Source organism: Brevundimonas sp. GW821-FHT10E09 (assembly GCF_058809375.1).
The window spans coordinates 75,453-91,488 of the sequence record NZ_JBXASO010000005.1 but is presented as its reverse complement, the minus strand read 5'-3'; the positions used below and the strand labels follow the sequence as shown (position 1 = coordinate 91,488).

Genomic DNA, 16,036 nt, shown 5'->3' with positions numbered 1-16,036 from the left:
CAGGGGAGGCCGGCTTATGCCCGGCGGCTGGGGCGACTTTTGGGCCGTCGTCTGGCGGCGGATGGTCGCAGAGCGTCAGCCCGGGGGACGGCGTGCGATCAGATCGATCAGGGCCGAGCGGCCATGGTGGCCCGAACCTTCGTGAAGATCGGCGTCATAAGCGTCCAGCGTCTCGATCTCGAAATCCCCGAAGGCCTGGCGCAACAGCTCCGGCGTATAGAGGTAGTCCACCTGGGGCGGACCGCCGGTGCCGTATTCGATCTGGCGCGGCGTATAGCCGTGCAGCAGGATCAAGCCGCCGGGTTTGACGGCCCTCTTCATGCCCTCGAAAATCTGGTGTCTGAAATCAGGGTCGGCGAACTGGATGAAGACAGCGACGACGGCGTCATAGGCGGCCTGGGGCCAAGCCCAGTCCTGCAGATCCTGCACCCTGAAATCCACCTCCACGCCCGCCTCGCGAGCCAGGCTTCGCGCCTTGTCCTGGCCGGAAGGCGAGATGTCGGTCGCCACCACATCGTGACCCAGAGACGCCAAATACACGGAGTTGCGACCCTCGCCGTCTGCGGGGGCGAGAATCCGACTGCCCGGTGTCAGAGCCTTCGCGTGGTTCAGCAGAAAGCGGCTGGGGGCCGTGCCGAACACATAGTCGTCGGTCGCGGCATAGCGCGCGTCCCAGCCGGTGCTTGCAGTCGCCATGATCGTCCTCGTTATTTTGCGAGTCGTTATCAACATTCCGCGCCCGGCGCAATCCGCCGAAGGGTCAGGCGATGATGTCGGGCAGGATCTGGTCCTCGATCTTCACGATCTCGTCCTTGATAGCCAGTTTCTTGCGCTTCAGCCGGGCGATCATCAGCTGGTCGGGAACGGCGGCTTCGGTCAGGGCGTCGATGGAGGCGGAAAGGTCGGAATGTTCGAGGCGCAGCAGTTTGACGCGGGCGTGAAGCGCCGCCTCTTCCTCGCTGTATTCCGGAACGTCGTCATTCATCGTGCAATCCCCGAAACGATTATAGCCACCGGCGTCTCAGGCCGGAAGGGCGTCGGCCAGCCGGATCAGGGCGGGACGCGGCGTAACCTGGGCCCAGACCCGCGCCGTCGCGACCAAGGCCTCGACAAAGGGGCGAGGCGAGCCTGTCGGGGCCTCCGACGCCAGGGCCTCCAAGGCCTCGAGCAGGTGTCGCTCCGCCAGCAGCTCCAGCGCCTTGACCCGGTCGCGCACGGCCTGGCGGGGTTCATCGTCGATGTCGGGGATCGGCGCCTTCAGGGTGCGGCGGATCGCACGCAGCGGCGCCACCACGACGCTGTCCCAGGCGCGAGCGGTGTCGCAGGCGGCCTCGATGGTCTCGGCGTCCGGATTGCGACCCGTGGCCGCGATCCAGGCGGACCACAGCAGGACCGGCACGTTCTGCTCATGATTGTCCTGCAAGGCCACACAGGCCTCGCTGACGCCCGGCGCGCCATAGGCGGCGACCGCCCAGTCCCACAGGGGCGCGGATTGAGCGGCCGTCACTTGAGCCCCTCCCAACGCCGCACGGCGCTCCAGTCCAGGCCGAACAGGTCCAGGGACCGGCCGACCGACTGGTCCACCATCTCCAGGATCGACGCCGGCCGGGCGTAGAAGGCGGGCAGGGGCGGGGCGATGATCGCCCCCATCTCGGTCAGGGCCGTCATGGTCCGCAGATGACCCAGGTGGAAGGGCGTCTCGCGCACCATCAGCACCAGGGGCCGACGTTCCTTCAGGGTCACGTCGGCGGCGCGGGTCAGAAGGGACGAGGTCACGCCGGTGGCGATCTCGCTCATCGTCTTCACCGAACAGGGGGCGACGATCATGCCCAGGGTCTTGAACGAGCCGGAGGCGATCGTGGCCCCGACATCGGCCATCTTGTGGACGACGGTCGCCTTGGCGGTCAGGTCGGCAGGCGACAAATCCGTCTCCTGCGACAATGTGAGCAGGGCCGCCTTGGACACCACCAGATGGCTCTCGACGCCGAGATCCTTCAGGGCGTCCAGCACCCGTGCGCCATAAATCGCTCCGGAAGCCCCTGAAATTCCTACGACCAGCCGATAAGGAGGGTTCCGTATGGCTCCGTTCACATCATGGACCATTTTAAGGGTCAGCCTCCGTGGGTCCGGCGAGACCGGCTGTCACTGGAATGTGATTCCACAGCCTGCCGAACCGGGCGCTCACTCTACTGGTCCCTAACCTACGGAGGCGCAAGCCATGACCATCGAGGCTCGTATTCGCGAACTGGGTAATCGTCATCGCACCCTGGATCAGACGATCCAGAAGGAGCTCACCCGTCCGTCCGTGGACACGTTGCAGGTCAGGGAGCTGAAGCAGAAGAAGCTCCGGCTGAAGGAAGAAATCACCAGTCTGGAGGCGCGGGCCCACTAAGGGGCGCACGACCTCCCGAAAACGACGACGGCCCCGGAGCGCGATCTCCGGGGCCGTTTTTCGTTCTGTCTCCGCCCTGTCGCGTAGCGATGGGAGGAGGCGACGCGTCTCAGTCCTTGGTGCCGAACACCGACGCGGCGGTCGGTTCGGCGCCGGGACGCTGGCGGGCTTCCGGCACGAACTCGGGTTCGGCCTCGACCTCTTCCACCGGCTGGATGGTGCCGCCGCCCTTCTTCAGGTCGTCCTTGGTCTTCTTGTCGGCGGCCTTCTTGACGATTTCGTCCAGCACCAGCTGGCCGACCAGGCCCAGGGTGACGGGATCGACCGGCTTGATGTTGGCGCTGTTCCAGTGGGTGCGGTTGCGCACGCTTTCGATGGTGGACTTGGTGGTGCCCAGCAGTTTGGCGATCTGGGCGTCGGTCACTTCCGGGTGGTTGCGCACGAACCAGGCGATGGCGTCCGGACGGTCCTGGCGACGCGAGACCGGCGTGTATTTGGGGGCCGGCTTGGCCGACTTCATCAGTTCGGCGTGACGGCTGACGATGGCCTTCAGGCGATAGTTCTCGTCGGCCTGGGCCTTGTCCAGTTCCTCGCGGGTCAGCTGGCCGCCGGTGACGGGATCGACGCCGCGGATGTCGCGGGCCACGTCGCCGTCGGCGATGCCGCGCACTTCAAGCGGATGCAGGCCGCAGAAATCGGCGATCTGCTCGAAGCTGAGGGAGGTGTTGTCGACCAGCCAGACCGCAGTGGCCTTCGGCATCAGAATGTCGCTCATGGGGCGTTCGTCCCGGAATGGTGGGGCCGCCGAATGGGGGTTCGGCTGGCGTTGGATACGACGGCGCCCGGCCTTTCGACCGGGCGCTTATGGTTTCGATATAGGCCTATTCGCCCGAAAAGAAAACGCCGCCGAACATTCACGTACAGCCACGGTTCATGTGCGCCGAGGCAACCTTCGCGGTAGTCGAGGCTTTCGCCTTCGGGAGAGGAGAAACATCATGTCCATTCTGCTTGGGGCCGCCATGGCCGCAGCCCTGGCTTCGGGCCAGGACATCACCGCCCAGCGGGTCGCGCCGCGCGGCAGCTACGCCCGGTCCTGCACCGAGGCCTATACGCACCGGGGCCGCCTGTACGCCGATTGTCGCGACATGCGCGGCCAGATTCGCGGCACCTCGATCGAGCTGGCGCGCTGCGGCGATGAGGAGATCAGCAACGACAACGGCCTGTTGGTCTGCGGCCGGTTCCGGGGCGACTACGAGGATCGCCAGCCCGATCGGCCCGGCGGCGGGCCCGGCAATGGGGGTGGTTGGAACGGCGGAAATGGCGGCGGTTGGAACGGCGGCCACGGCGGGGGGTGGAACGGCGGCGGCTGGGGCCGGTCTTCGATCACCGTCTATGAGAATTCGAACTTCCGCGGAGCCTCGCGGGAATTCGTCGGCGAGGACCGCAACCTGGGCCGCACGCCTTTCAATGACCGGATCAGTTCGGTGCGCGTCCAGGGGCGGTGGGAAGTCTGCACCGACGCCGAGTTCCGGGGCCGTTGCCGTATCGTCGAAGGCGATATCCGCAATCTGAGCGGCGGCTTCAACGACAGCATCTCGTCGATGCGCCCGGTGCGGGGCGGTCGCTACTAGGCCGTCAGCACGAACTTGCCGACGTGATCGCCCGCCTCCAGCGCGCGATGGGCGTCGGCGGCGCGCTCCAGCGGGAAGGTCGCCTGCACCGGCGGCCGGACCGCGCCCGAGATCACCCAGGGCCAGACCGTCGCCTCCACGGCGGCGGTCAACCGGGCCTTTTCGTCGGCTGAACGGCTGCGCAGGGTCGAGCCGGTCAGCACCAGCCGTTTCAGCATCACCCGCATCAGGTCGATCTCGACCTTTGATCCCGACAGCGAGGCGATGACCACCCACCGCCCGCCGGCCTTCAGCGCCTTCAGGTTAAGTTCGGCGTAGTCCCGCCCCACCATGTCCAGCACCACATCGGCCCCGCCCGCCTCGGCGATGGCGGCCGCCAGATCGTCGGTTTTGGCGTCCAGGCTGACGTCGGCGCCCAGGGCGCGTGCGGCGGCGGTCTTGTCCGCCCCGCGCGAGGTGGCGATCACCGTCGCGCCGGCGGCCTTGGCCATCTGGATGGCGGTGACGCCGATGCCGCTGGTCGCGCCGTGGATCAGCAGCGTCTGGCCCGCCTTCAGCCCGCCCGCCTCGAACACATTGGCGAAGACGGTGAAGACCGTCTCGGGCAGGACCGCCGCCTGCACATAGTCCAGTCCGTCCGGGATCGGCAGCAGATGCCGGGCGTCCACCACGACCCTGTCGGCGTAACCGCCCCCGCCCAGCAGGGCGCAGACCCGGTCGCCGACGGCCCAGCGCGTCACGCCCTCGCCCACGGTCTCGACCTCGCCGGCGACTTCCAGCCCCATGATGTCCGAAGCCCCCGGCGGCGGCGGATAGACTCCATTTCGCTGCAACAGGTCCGGCCTATTGATTCCCGCCGCATGAACCCGAATCATCACCTCGCCGGCGCGGGCCACAGGGTCGGGCCGGTCCGCCGGCCGCAGCGCCTCGGCCGGTCCTGAACCGCCTTCGATCTCGATGACCCGCATAGTCGCTCCGCTTGCAATCGTCCGTGTCCGGGCGTTCAGATAGGCGCCCCGGCCGTGCGCGGCCATGGCAGAATGAAGAAAGGCGACGACGATGTTCGAGGATATCGAACCCCGCCCCCGGCGCGGCGAGGCCCTGACGGCCCTGGGGCGCGAAGATCTGGACCTCTATTCGATCGAGGACCTAGAAGAACGGATCGAGGCGCTGGACCATGAGATACAGCGCGCCCGCTCGGCCATAGAAGGCAAGAAATCCAAGAAGAGCGCCGCCGACGCCCTGTTCAAATTTGGAGCGTGATCGCGCAAGGATCGAAACCGTGGCATGACGGTTGCAGTCCTGACGACACGGGCGCCGTCCTTGCCCAAAGTCAGAACAAGCGTCCACTCTCGATGATGATGTCCACCATGACCCTGAGCGACACCCAGAGCACGGGCTCCAAGGCCGACCGCGGTCGCAAGGTGCAGGACTTCGCCCGCTCGGAACTGTTCGACCGCACCTTCCGCGAGGGGATGGAGCTGGTCGAGGAGACCGCCGCCTATCTGGACGGGGAGGGGCGCCGCGATTCCAAGATGCTGTCCCGCGCCGCCGCCCTGGCCTATGCCGCTGAGAGCATGAAGCTGACCACGCGCCTGATGCAGATCGCCTCTTGGCTGCTGGTCCAGCGGGCCGTGCGCGAGGACGACATGACGCCGGACGCCGCCTGCGAGCCGCGTTATCGCCTGAACGACCGCAAGATCGAGAGCGAACCCAGCCACGCGGAACTGCCCATCGCCCTGGTGGAATATCTGGTCCGGTCCGAGAAACTGTTCGACCGGGCGCTATATCTGGACCGCCGCATGTATCTGGACGTCCAGGAAGAGCAGCCGCAAAATCCCGTGCTCAGCCAGCACGGCCTGCTGGAAGCCGCGTTCAAGGGCTGAAGCGTATAACGCTGAACTTCTCCCTCCCCGCAGGGGGAGGGGGCGAAGCGAAGCGGAGCCGGGTGGGAACGGCACGGCGACGTCCCACGAACCTTTGTTTCAATCAAATGAGTGCGGCCTTGCCTAGCCGCCCCCACCCCGTCGCTAAGCGACGCCCCTCCCCCGAGGGGGAGGGAGAAGATTGTCCCCTTACGGCCCGACGTCGTTGACGTCGCGGCGGCCGTCGTCGACCGGTTTGGGCAGGCTGACGGCGATGCCCAGGGCCTGGGCCAGCTTGTCGTCGCGGCCATAGACGTCCTCGCGGAACGCCACCCGGCCCTGACCGTCCACGAAGGCGGTCCAATAGAGCAGGCGCACCGAGATCTCGCGGCCGGTGGTGACGCGGGTCGTCTCGCGCGTGTCCTGGGCCGTGTCGAACTGCGCCAGCTTGACCGGGTCGGGCGACAGCAGCAGCCGCGCGAACTCGACCGCATTCTGCACCCGCACGCAGCCGTGGCTGCGCTGGCGCATTGACAGGTTGAACGCCCCCTTGGACGGGGTGTCGTGCAGGAAGATGGCGTAGCTGTCGCGCAGCTCGAACTTCACATAGCCCAGTGCGGCTTTCGGCCCGGCGCGCTGGATCACCGTGCCGTTCTGAACATACATGTCGTTGGCGGCCAGATAGGCCGGCCCCTTGGGCAGGATCTCCCGGCGGGCGATGCTGGCCGGGACATACCAGGGCGGATTGGCGACCACCGAGGCGAAGGGCTTCTCCAGGCTGGGCGTCTGGTTTTCGGCCGAGCCGACGATGACGCGGTTGGAGTGGACCGGCTTGCCGTCCTTCCAATAGACCATGATGGCGGCGGCGGTGTTGACCTCGATCCGCTCGGGCGCGACGTCGCGCTTCAGCCAGCGGCGGCGTTCCAGGTTCAGGGCGATCTGGCGGGCGCGGTCCTCGGCCGAGGCCGACAGCGAACGCTGGGTCCCCGTGCCGATGCGGCCGTCGGCGCCCAGACCGTGGCGGACCTGGAAGCCCTGAACCGCCTGTTGCAGCTCCGACCCATAGGTCAGGCCCTCGGTCTTCAGCCGCGCGCCGTTCGCCGCCGTCAGGTCGCCTTCGGCCGTCAGCCGGTCGATCAGGGCCGGGATGCGCCGGTCGCTCATGTTCGGCTCGATCGTCGGGCCGGCCGGGAAGGCGGGCCAGCCGCCCTGGGCCGCCAGGCGACGATAACGGACATAGCCCGCCGACAGGTTCTGATAGCCGATGTCGGTCGGCGCCAGACCCTCGAACCAGTCCAGCAGGATGTTGCGGGCCAGGGCGTCGCTCAGGCCGCGCGGCAGGTCCACGCGGTTCTTCTGCATCTCCCACAGGTCCTCGACCGTCTCGGGCCGGACCTTGCCCTCGGCCAGGACGCGGCCATAGGCCAGGGCTGCGGCCGTGGTGCGCAGATCCGACGAGGCGGGATCGGCGGCCAGGCCGACGAAGTCGAAATAGTCGCCGGCCGACAGGCCGTGCCGCTCGGTCCGACCGGCGACGGCGTTGAGGGCGCGCAGCCGATCGGCGGTCCACACCGGCCGCCAGCCGTTCATTTCATAAAAGGCGCGGACGTCGGCCTGCTGGGTCTCGGGCAGACGCGAAATCTGGTCGTTGAAACTGTTGTAGAAGGCGGTCGCCTGCGAACCGCGCTGCACGGTCACCTGCTGCGCGCGCGCCGTGGAGGCGAGGGTCACGGTCGCCGTCGCGACGCCCAGACCCAGTTCCCGTCTATTCATAACCCGTCCGCTTCCCGATGGGTCGATCCCCGTGGATCGACGCCCTTGCTTCGCCGTATGTGCGAACGCCGCTTATGTTACCGATGTTCCCGGCAAACAAAAAGCGCCGGTCCCGGGACCGGCGCTCTTCATGAGCCGATTGCTGCCCAAATGCTGCAACGTGTCGCAGCCAGGACGCGCCTACTTCTTGATGAAGCCGGCGAACTTGTTGTTGAAGCGCGAAACGCGGCCGCCGCGGTCCAGCAGGTGGGCGTTGCCGCCGGTCCAGGCCGGGTGGGTCAGCGGATCGATGTCCAGGTTCAGCGTGCCGCCTTCCTTACCGTAGGTCGAGCGGGTCTGGTACGAGGTGCCATCCGTCATCACCACGGTGATGAAGTGATAGTCGGGGTGCGTATCGGCCTTCATTGGTCGTCGTCCGGTCTCTGGCGCGGTGACGATGCCGACCGTCGGTGCGCGTGAAATTGAGAATCCCGCCGAAAGAGTCAGCGGGAAAGAGCGGGGCGTTTACACCGGGGGGCGTTCCGGGGCAAGAGGCGGGCGCAATGACCGATCAAACCGCCGCTCCCGCCCGTTCCGCCGCCGTTTCGGGGCGCGCCTCCGGCGTCGGAACGGCCGAAGGCCGACCCAGCGCCGGGGCCCTTTTGATGGAGCAGATGTCCGAGGCGGGCGAGAAACGCGCCAAACGCCGCGACATTCGCCCCCTGGCCCGCCTGATCCCCTTCGCCATGCGCCACAAGGGCCATGCCCTGATGGCGGTCTTCTGGCTGCTGCTGTCCACCACCGCCTCGCTGGGGCTGACGGTCCTGGCCCGCGGGGCCATCGACCATGGGTTCGAGGCCGGCGGCGCCAATCTGAACCGGTGGTTCCTGCTGCTGGGCGCCAACGCCCTGTTCCTGGGCCTGGCCACCGCCGCCCGCTATTTCTACGTCACCCGCACGGGCGAGCGCGTCATCGCCGATGTCCGCAAGGGCTTGTTCGGCCGCATCCTGACGCTGGACCCGTCCTTCTACGCCCATATGCGCACCGGCGAGGTGCTGTCGCGCCTGACGACCGACATCGCCCTGGTCGAGACCCTGATGACCACCTCGGTCTCCTATGCCCTGCGCAACTTCCTGACCCTGATCGGCGGGGTCGCCCTGTTGTTCTTCGTCAGCCCCAAGCTGACGGGTCTGGTCATGCTGATCGTGCCCTTCCTGCTGGGCCCCATCTTCATCTTCGGCCGCCGGGTGCGCAAACTGACCGTCGCCTCTCAGGACCGGTTCGCCAACGCCGTCGGCTTCGCCGGCGAGAGCGTGGACGCCATCGAGACCGTTCAGGCCTTCGGCCGCGAACGCAGCGCCATCGCCCGCTTCGGCGCGGCCGTCGAGGACGCCTTCGCCGCCTCCCTGACCCGGATGCGGGCGCGAGCCTGGATGACCGCCCTGATCATCATCGTCATGTTCGGCGGCGTCACCCTGGTGCTGTGGCTGGGGGCGCTGGACGTGGTGGCGGGGGTGATGACGCCCGGCGCATTGCTTCAGTTCGTGCTGCTGTCGGTCTTCGCCGCCGGGGCGGTCGGCGCCCTGGGCGAGAGCTGGGGCGATGTCCAGAAGGCCGCCGGCGCCATGGAGCGGATCGAGGAGCTGATGCAGGCCACGCCCGACATCGCCCCGCCGGCCCAGCCTGTCACCTTGCCGTCGCCGCCGCGCGGCGAGGTGTCCATGTCCGCCGTCGGCTTCTCCTACCCCGGCCGTCCCGACCTGCCCGCCCTGAAGGGTTTCAGCCTGACCGTGCGGCCGGGCGAGACCGTGGCCCTGGTCGGTCCGTCGGGGGCGGGCAAGTCCACCGTCTTCCGCCTGCTGCTGCGCTTCTATGATCCCCAGACCGGCGTGGTCTCGGTCGACGGCGTCGACGTGCGTCAGGCCGATCCCGTCGCCGTGCGCGACCGCTTCGCCTGGGTGTCGCAGGAGACGCCGCTGTTCTCGGGTTCGGCCCTGGAGAACATCCGCTTCGGCCGCGAGACCGCCACCCTGGAAGAGGCCCGCGCCGTCGCCGACAAGGCCCAGGCCCTGGGCTTCATCGACGCCCTGCCGGAAGGTTTCGACACCCCCCTGGGCGAACGCGGCAAGAGCCTGTCGGGCGGTCAGCGCCAGCGTCTGGCCATCGCCCGCGCCCTGGTCCGCGACGCGCCCATCCTGCTGCTGGATGAGGCGACCAGCGCCCTGGACGCCGAAAGCGAACGCCTGGTCCAGATCGCCCTCGATCAGGCCATGGAAGAGCGCACCACCATCGTCATCGCCCACCGCCTGGCCACCGTGCTTCGCGCCGACCGCATCGTCGTCATGGACGACGGCCGCGTGGTGGAGGAGGGGACCCACGACCAACTGGTGGCCAAGGGCGGACTTTACGCGCGTCTGGCCGAACTGCAGTTCCGGGCCGGATAGACGCGCGGTCCGGCTACCTGGATCGCGCCAGGGCCGGGAAGTCGGTGAAGACGGCGTCCACACCCGCATCCGCGAAGGCGGCGGCGTAGCCCGCCATGTCGCCATGGTCGGCGAACCCTTCGCCCCGCCGCCGCTCTGCCGGGAGGAAGGCGTTCTCGGCCCGCAGGGTCCAGATCACCACCTTCAGCCCCGCCGCATGGGCGTCCGTGACCAGGGCGCTGGGCGCGGTCGTGCGGCCTTCGGCGTCGCGCGGCAGGACCAGGGTCATCTCCGGCGCGATCCAGTCGGCATAGGCGGCCATGGCCTTCAGGCCTTCGGGCGTGATCATCTGGGCGTAGGTCTGCGACAGCCGGTCCTCGGGCGCGCCGGCTGCGCTGACCAGTTGCGCCAGCGGGACGTCGGTCCTCTGCGACAGCCGCTCCAGCGGTCCGACCTCGAAACACTGGACGACGACGGGCGCGTCGGCGCCAGTCAGGCCCAGCCGCTCCAGTTCGCCCACGAAGGCGTCCTCCATCGGCAGGCCGATGGCGGCGAAATAGGTCGGGTGTTTCAGCTCGGGGGCCACGCCGATGGTGCGGCCGGTCCGGGCGGAGGCTTCGCGCGCGATGGCCACGACCTCGTCGAAGGTCAGGATGGGTTCTTGCCCGTCATAGGCGACATTGCCAGGCCGGAACTCGGGCAGCCGCTCCCTGGCCCGCAGGGTCTTCAGCTCGGCCAAGGTGAAGTCCTCGGTGAACCATCCGGTGATGGCCGCGCCGTCGATGGTCTTGGTGGTCTTGCGATCCGCGAACTCGGGCCGGTCGGCCACGTCGGTCGTGCCGCCGATCTCGTTCTCGTGCCGGTCGATGAAGACCCCGTCCCTGGACATCACCAGATCCGGCTCGATCACATCGGCGCCCTGTTCGATCGCCAGTTGATAGGCCGCGCGCGTATGCTCCGGCCGTTCGCCGGACGCGCCGCGATGGGCGATGATCAGGGGCTGGGCCACGGCGGGCGTTCCAACGAGCAGGGCGAGGGCGGTGACGATGGCGCGGATCATGCTCCTTGGATAGGGGCGCCGCGCGACAACCGAATGACGACGGCGTTTCTCCCTCCTCCTGCGGGGGAGGGGGGCGAAGCGCAGCGGAGCCGGGTGGGACGGGCAGGGTGAAGTCCCCCAGACCTGATCGCGCGCCAGCCTTGCCGCCCCCACCCCGTCGCTTCGCGACGCCCCTCCCCGGTCGGGGAGGGAGAGGCGGCTGTGCGACCGTCAGGACGCCTGCAGCACCTTGCGCAGCTGCGGATGCAGTTCGCTGTTGCTGGCCAGAACCGACACGCCCGTCTTGGGATCGCCGTCCGCCTCGATGGTGGTCACCGACCCGCCGGCCTCGGTGACGAACAGGATGCCCGCCGCCACGTCCCAGGGCTTCAGGCCGCGCTCGTAATAGGCGTCGTAGCGGCCGGCCGCGACCCAGGCGAAATCCAGGGCGGCCGAGCCCAGGCGGCGGATGCCGGCGACGCGCTGGCCGATGGCGTGGATGTCCTTGATGGCCTGGGCGTGGCCCGACTTGCCGATGAAGGGCAGGCCCGTGGCGACCAGGCTTTCCGACAGGTCGCGACGGCCGGCGACGCGGATCCGCTGGTCGTTCAGATAGCAGCCCTTGCCCTTTTCGGCCCAGAACAGCTCGTTCATCACGGGGTTGTAGGTCACGCCGGCCACGATCTCGCTCGAACCGTCGGGCGCCCTGCGCTCCAGCCCCACCGTGACGGCGAAATGCGGCATGGCGTGCATGAAGTTGGTGGTGCCGTCGATGGGATCGACGATCCAGGTGTGGGACTTGTCGGTCCCCTCGATCATGCCGCGCTCTTCACCCAGGAAGCCGTAGCCCGGGCGGGCCTTCATCAGCAGTTCGTACAGGGTGTCTTCGGCGCGCAGGTCGGCGGTCGTGACGAAATCGCCCGGCCCCTTCCGCGACACCTGAAGCTGCGACACCTCGCCGAAGTCGCGCAGCATGGGGCGTGCGGTCTTGCGCACCGCGTCGAGCATGACTTGGAGCAGGGCGGAAGCGAGGGCCATCGGCGGATCTCCTGGTCCGCATGTCCTGAAAAGGTCCCTTCTGTGGGGCCCGGACAAGCGGAGAAGTTCAAGAAGGGAACCGACCCTGGACCAGGGCCGGCTTTAGGGGGGGCTTAGTCCGCGCGGCGGACGTATTCGCCGCTGGTCGTGTCGACGATGATGCGTTCACCGGCCGACATATAGGGCGGGATCATGATCCGCACGCCGTTCGAGGCGATGGCGGGCTTGTACGAGGACGAGGCCGTCTGGCCCTTCACGGTCGGCTCGGTTTCGGCGACTTCCAGCACGACCTGATCCGGCAGCTCCAGGCCGATCGGACGCTCTTCGTGCATCTCGATGATCACCTTCATGCCCTCTTGCAGATAGGGGATGCGCTCTTCGCCGACCCAGTCCTTCTGCAGCTCGATCTGCTCGTAGGTGGCGTCGTCCATGAAGACCAGGCTGTCGCCGTTGTCGAACAGATAGGAGAAGTCCTTCTGCTCCAGCGTCACGCGCTCGACCTTGTCTTCCGACCGGAAGCGCTCGTTCAGCTTGTTGCCGGTCTCGAGGTTCTTGGCCTCGACGTTGGCGAAGGCGCCGCCCTTGCCGGGCTTGACGTGGCTGGCCTTGGTGACGACCCACAGGCCGCCATTGTGCTGCAGGACCATGCCGGGCTTGATGGTGTTGCCGTTGATCTTCATGGGGTCACATCGGGAATGGGGTTGCGCCCACGCGCCCGGATGGGGCGTGGCGAATAGGGCGCGATCCCTAGAGGAAGCCCCGGCAAAGGGCAAGGCGGCCTAATGCAGGCTGCGGCCGCCCGAGGCGTCGTCCGCCTTGCGATGAAGCAGATTGCCCATCCGCACGCCCGATCCGGTCGGCGCCGCCATCTTGCCCGCCCCTTCGTCCAGCTTGCGCGCCTCGTGGGCGAAGGCGGCGGCCAGGCCCGCCGACGACATGGCCGCCAGCACCTGTTTCCACATAGACGACGGGCGCAGGCCCAGCCAGACGGCGTTGACGGTCTGGGCCGCGACCCACAGGCCCATGGCCCTGGTCCGCTCGCGCGCCGGCGGGGCGTTCCAGACACGCACGGCCGACAGGGTGGTGGCCGAGAACACCGCAGGAAGGATCAGGCTGAAGGCGCCGTGGGGCTTTTCGGTGATCGGCAGGTCGCGGTCGCGAACCTGTCTCAAGGACCGTTTCGGCCTCAGCGCGCCAGAGGCTATGCCCGTCGCCAGCAAGGCGAACCCCACCGTCAGGGCGACGCCCATGGCCACATGCCCGGCGCTTCGCCCCTCGCTGTTCAGCAGGTCCACAGCCGCGTCGCGCACATCATCAATGGCGTCGTCGATATCCGTCATGGTCCGCTCCAGCTTGCCCGTCGAAATCTAATGGCCGGGACCGGACGCGGTTCCGTCAGACCTCTTCCGGCTCGACCGGTTCCATCTCGCGCGGATCGAAATCATAGTCCAGCAAATCGCCGGGGCGACACTCCAGAACGGCGCATAGTCGCGACAGGGTGCTGAAGCGAATGCCCTTCACCTTGCCGGACCGGAACAGGGAGAACTGGGTTTCGCTCAGGCCGACCTGGGCGGCGACATCGCGCGCCTTCAGGCCCTTGCGGACCATCAGATCATTCAGGGTCACGCGAACGGGCATTCAGATCATTTCGTCCATCTCGGCCTGCAGCAGGCCCGCCTGATCGATCACCCGTCCCAGAAGGAAGAGGGCGCCGCCGATCATGCCCAGGGTCATGCCGGCGACGTCGAAATAGGCCCAACTGCTCCGCTCGTCGCCCAGAAGCCGCATCAGATTGGTGACGCCGAACACGCTGAGCAGCCCGCCGAAGCCCAGCGCCAGCCCCACACGACGCAGGGCGGACGACAGGGTCGGCTGGATCAGCCGCCCCTTGGCCAACTGCCCCAGCGCCGACCCGATCGACCAGACGGCGAACAGGTAGAGAAGCGTCGGCGAGGCCCAGACGATCTCCCGAAGCAGGAGGGTGAGGTCTCTGTGTTCTCCGCGTGCGGCGAAGACCGCCGGCACGATCACATACATCAGCGCCAGGATCGCGCCGACGCTGCAAACCATGAAAACCGCGAGCCAGCGAAACTGCCGGCACATGCGGCGAAAACGGGCGAGATCGTCGGCGGCCATGGGCTTCCCTGCGGAGTTGAACCTGTCGTGTCTTTAATCTTGACTTAAAAACCCTCCTCGCGCAATTTTATCTAAGAGTTAAACGCGGGGTGGGTTATGGCGGCCATAGAGACAGTAGGGCTGACGCGCATGTTCGGCCGTCGTTGTGCGGTGGACTCGGTGTCCATGACGGCGCCCAAGCATGCGGTCTATGGGTTCCTGGGGCGCAACGGCGCCGGCAAGACCACGACGATGAAGATGCTGATCGGGCTGTTGCGACCCACCTCGGGCGTGGCTCGGGTCTGCGGCGTCGACGTCGCGCAGGATCGCAGGGGGGCGGCCCGCAAGATCGGCGTCCTCCTGGAGGCGCACGGCTTCTACGCCCACCTGTCGGGACGAGAGAACCTGGACCTCACGCGCCGGCTTCTTGGTCTTGCGGCGACCGAGATCGACAGGGTGCTGGAGGTCGTGGGCATGACGCGGGACGGCGGACGCCGGGTCGGCGACTATTCGCTGGGCATGCGTCAGAGGCTCGGCATAGCGCGCGCCCTGCTGGGGGCCCCGCCGGTGCTGATGCTGGACGAACCGACGAACGGGCTGGACCCCGACGGGATCGCCGACATGCGCCTGTTTCTGCGCGAACTGCCGATCCGCGCGGGGGCGACCGTCCTTCTGTCCAGCCATCTGCTCGGCGAGATCGAACAGACCGCCACCCACGTGGGCGTGATTCACGAAGGCCGACTGGTGGTCGAGGGCGAACTGGCCAGGCTGAAGGCCGAACTGGCGCCCGAGATCGGCTTGCGCGTCGATGACCCGGCGCGCGCGCGGGCGGTGCTGCAGTCGCTGGACCTGACCCTGAGCGAAGACGCGGAGGGCCTGGTGGCGCGGCTGCGTCCCGGCAACGATCACGACCAGGTCTGCGCTGCTCTGAACCGCGAACTGGTGGCCGCAGGCGTGGCTGTGTTCGCCATCGGCGCCCGCGCCCGTTCGCTGGAGGGCGTCTATCGCGCCGCTTCCGCCCTGTCCCAATCCCGCTTTGCGGAGTCCGTCTGATGCTCGCCGTTCTGTCCGTCGAAATCCGCAAGCTGAACCGGTCACTGGCCCTTGTGTTGGCCGCGACCGCTCCGGCTCTGATCGCCGTCTTCGCCTTTTCAATGCTGCTGCGGTCCGAGACGCCTTGGGAATGGGAGAGGTGGATCGGCAGCGCCACGGCGATCTGGGCCTATTTCATGATGCCCATGTGCGTCACCGCCCTGACCGCCCTGGTCGCCCATATGGAGCATGGGCCGCGCAGCTGGGATCACCTGCGCGCCCTGCCTGTGCCACGCTGGACCCTCTATGCGTCAAAGGCGGTCTGCGTGATCGGCCTGGTGCTGATCATGAGCGCGGCCGTGCTGGCCATGATGATCGGGGCCGTGATCCTCGGCGGCCTCATCAAGCCGGAGGCGGCGGCGGCAGGACGACTGGACCTCGCGGGTCATGCCTGGATCCTGGCCAAGATCGCGGCGGCCGCCGTTCTGATGATCGCCCTTCAGTTCTGGACGGCGATCCGGTTCGCCAGCTTCGTGCCCGGCCTTGTGCTGGGCATCGGCGGAACCTTCTTCGCCGTGGTGGCGACCTCGGCGAAAGAGGGCGTATTCATGCCCTGGCAGATGCCGGTGAACATCCTGGCGACCGAGGCGTGGCGCGTTCAGACCGCCTTGACCCTGGGCGGCGGTCTGGGTCTCGTCGTCCTCGCGGCGGCGGTGATCCACCTGGCCCGCCGCGAGGGCTGAGGATCG

21 protein-coding genes are annotated in these 16,036 nt (G+C 67.7%); 7 read left to right on the top strand and 14 right to left on the bottom strand.

Annotated features, from left to right (window positions below; genetic code table 11):
- Positions 1-75 precede the first annotated feature (75 nt).
- From AC1RSI_RS06285 to AC1RSI_RS06270, 4 genes are all read right to left on the bottom strand, one after another.
- Positions 76-696, bottom strand: a complete 621-nt coding sequence (locus AC1RSI_RS06285) for an SAM-dependent methyltransferase (protein WP_154726994.1) — start codon at positions 694-696, stop codon at positions 76-78.
- Positions 697-760: 64 nt separating this feature from the next.
- Positions 761-985, bottom strand: a complete 225-nt coding sequence (locus AC1RSI_RS06280; RefSeq protein ID WP_008264154.1) for a YdcH family protein — start codon at positions 983-985, stop codon at positions 761-763.
- A gap of 36 nt (positions 986-1,021) precedes the next feature.
- Positions 1,022-1,507 carry a TIGR02444 family protein gene (locus tag AC1RSI_RS06275; protein ID WP_154726993.1) on the bottom strand — a complete coding sequence of 162 codons (486 nt, stop codon included), beginning with the start codon at positions 1,505-1,507 and terminating at the stop codon, positions 1,022-1,024.
- Entirely contained in the window at positions 1,504-2,103 is a 600-nt protein-coding gene (locus AC1RSI_RS06270) for a UbiX family flavin prenyltransferase (protein WP_052005156.1), read from the bottom strand. The genes AC1RSI_RS06275 and AC1RSI_RS06270 overlap by 4 nt, the downstream gene beginning before the upstream one ends.
- A gap of 115 nt (positions 2,104-2,218) precedes the next feature.
- On the opposite strand from AC1RSI_RS06270, the gene AC1RSI_RS06265 reads away from it, so the two are divergent.
- Positions 2,219-2,392, top strand: coding sequence for a YdcH family protein (locus AC1RSI_RS06265; RefSeq protein ID WP_008262715.1), 174 nt, complete (start codon positions 2,219-2,221; stop codon positions 2,390-2,392).
- A gap of 109 nt (positions 2,393-2,501) precedes the next feature.
- Here the strand turns inward: AC1RSI_RS06265 and AC1RSI_RS06260 are convergent, their stop codons facing one another.
- Complete coding sequence (locus tag AC1RSI_RS06260) at positions 2,502-3,167, bottom strand: DUF1013 domain-containing protein (protein ID WP_008263868.1); 666 nt, start codon at positions 3,165-3,167, stop codon at positions 2,502-2,504.
- Positions 3,168-3,387: 220 nt separating this feature from the next.
- On the opposite strand from AC1RSI_RS06260, the gene AC1RSI_RS06255 reads away from it, so the two are divergent.
- Positions 3,388-4,023, top strand: coding sequence for a beta/gamma crystallin-related protein (locus AC1RSI_RS06255; RefSeq protein ID WP_154726992.1), 636 nt, complete (start codon positions 3,388-3,390; stop codon positions 4,021-4,023).
- Here the strand turns inward: AC1RSI_RS06255 and AC1RSI_RS06250 are convergent.
- Positions 4,020-4,991, bottom strand: a complete 972-nt coding sequence (locus AC1RSI_RS06250; protein WP_035311257.1) for an NAD(P)H-quinone oxidoreductase — start codon at positions 4,989-4,991, stop codon at positions 4,020-4,022. The two genes, AC1RSI_RS06255 and AC1RSI_RS06250, sit on opposite strands and share 4 nt — an antisense overlap.
- Before the next feature lie 91 nt (positions 4,992-5,082).
- Between AC1RSI_RS06250 and AC1RSI_RS06245 the strand changes: the two genes are divergently transcribed.
- On the top strand, positions 5,083-5,286 hold the full coding sequence (locus tag AC1RSI_RS06245) for a DUF1192 domain-containing protein (protein WP_035311260.1): 204 nt from the start codon (positions 5,083-5,085) through the stop codon (positions 5,284-5,286).
- Between the two features lie 107 nt (positions 5,287-5,393).
- A complete protein-coding gene (rcdA, locus tag AC1RSI_RS06240) occupies positions 5,394-5,909 on the top strand; it encodes a protease adaptor protein RcdA (RefSeq protein ID WP_050771718.1) in 516 nt (171 codons plus the stop codon).
- Positions 5,910-6,098: 189 nt separating this feature from the next.
- Here rcdA and AC1RSI_RS06235 read toward each other — a convergent pair whose 3' ends face one another.
- Together AC1RSI_RS06235 and rpmE are read right to left on the bottom strand one after the other, a co-directional pair.
- Entirely contained in the window at positions 6,099-7,661 is a 1,563-nt protein-coding gene (locus AC1RSI_RS06235) for a L,D-transpeptidase family protein (RefSeq protein WP_154727015.1), read from the bottom strand.
- 180 nt (positions 7,662-7,841) lie between these two features.
- Positions 7,842-8,066, bottom strand: coding sequence for a 50S ribosomal protein L31 (gene rpmE, locus AC1RSI_RS06230; RefSeq protein ID WP_008258897.1), 225 nt, complete (start codon positions 8,064-8,066; stop codon positions 7,842-7,844).
- A 137-nt stretch (positions 8,067-8,203) separates the two neighbouring features.
- Here rpmE and AC1RSI_RS06225 point away from each other — a divergent pair, with 137 nt between their 5' ends.
- Positions 8,204-10,084, top strand: coding sequence for an ABC transporter transmembrane domain-containing protein (locus tag AC1RSI_RS06225; protein WP_008259192.1), 1,881 nt, complete (start codon positions 8,204-8,206; stop codon positions 10,082-10,084).
- Between the two features lie 13 nt (positions 10,085-10,097).
- On the opposite strand, the gene AC1RSI_RS06220 is transcribed toward AC1RSI_RS06225, so the two are convergent.
- From AC1RSI_RS06220 to AC1RSI_RS06195, 6 genes are all read right to left on the bottom strand, one after another.
- Positions 10,098-11,123, bottom strand: coding sequence for a glycerophosphodiester phosphodiesterase (locus AC1RSI_RS06220; protein ID WP_154727016.1), 1,026 nt, complete (start codon positions 11,121-11,123; stop codon positions 10,098-10,100).
- A gap of 210 nt (positions 11,124-11,333) precedes the next feature.
- Positions 11,334-12,140, bottom strand: coding sequence for an inositol monophosphatase family protein (locus tag AC1RSI_RS06215; RefSeq protein ID WP_154726792.1), 807 nt, complete (start codon positions 12,138-12,140; stop codon positions 11,334-11,336).
- A 113-nt stretch (positions 12,141-12,253) separates the two neighbouring features.
- Positions 12,254-12,820 carry an elongation factor P gene (efp, locus tag AC1RSI_RS06210; RefSeq protein ID WP_008264088.1) on the bottom strand — a complete coding sequence of 189 codons (567 nt, stop codon included), beginning with the start codon at positions 12,818-12,820 and terminating at the stop codon, positions 12,254-12,256.
- 99 nt (positions 12,821-12,919) lie between these two features.
- Positions 12,920-13,480, bottom strand: coding sequence for a tryptophan-rich sensory protein (locus tag AC1RSI_RS06205; protein ID WP_291755400.1), 561 nt, complete (start codon positions 13,478-13,480; stop codon positions 12,920-12,922).
- A gap of 55 nt (positions 13,481-13,535) precedes the next feature.
- A complete protein-coding gene (locus tag AC1RSI_RS06200) occupies positions 13,536-13,778 on the bottom strand; it encodes a helix-turn-helix domain-containing protein (RefSeq protein WP_035308935.1) in 243 nt (80 codons plus the stop codon).
- Entirely contained in the window at positions 13,779-14,276 is a 498-nt protein-coding gene (locus tag AC1RSI_RS06195) for a hypothetical protein (protein ID WP_035308937.1), read from the bottom strand.
- Positions 14,277-14,405: 129 nt separating this feature from the next.
- Here AC1RSI_RS06195 and AC1RSI_RS06190 point away from each other — a divergent pair, with 129 nt between their 5' ends.
- Together AC1RSI_RS06190 and AC1RSI_RS06185 are read left to right on the top strand one after the other, a co-directional pair.
- Positions 14,406-15,308, top strand: coding sequence for an ABC transporter ATP-binding protein (locus AC1RSI_RS06190; RefSeq protein WP_154726794.1), 903 nt, complete (start codon positions 14,406-14,408; stop codon positions 15,306-15,308).
- Complete coding sequence (locus AC1RSI_RS06185) at positions 15,308-16,030, top strand: ABC transporter permease (RefSeq protein ID WP_154726795.1); 723 nt, start codon at positions 15,308-15,310, stop codon at positions 16,028-16,030. Before AC1RSI_RS06190 ends, AC1RSI_RS06185 begins: the two co-directional genes overlap by 1 nt.
- The last annotated feature ends 6 nt before the right edge of the window (positions 16,031-16,036 follow it).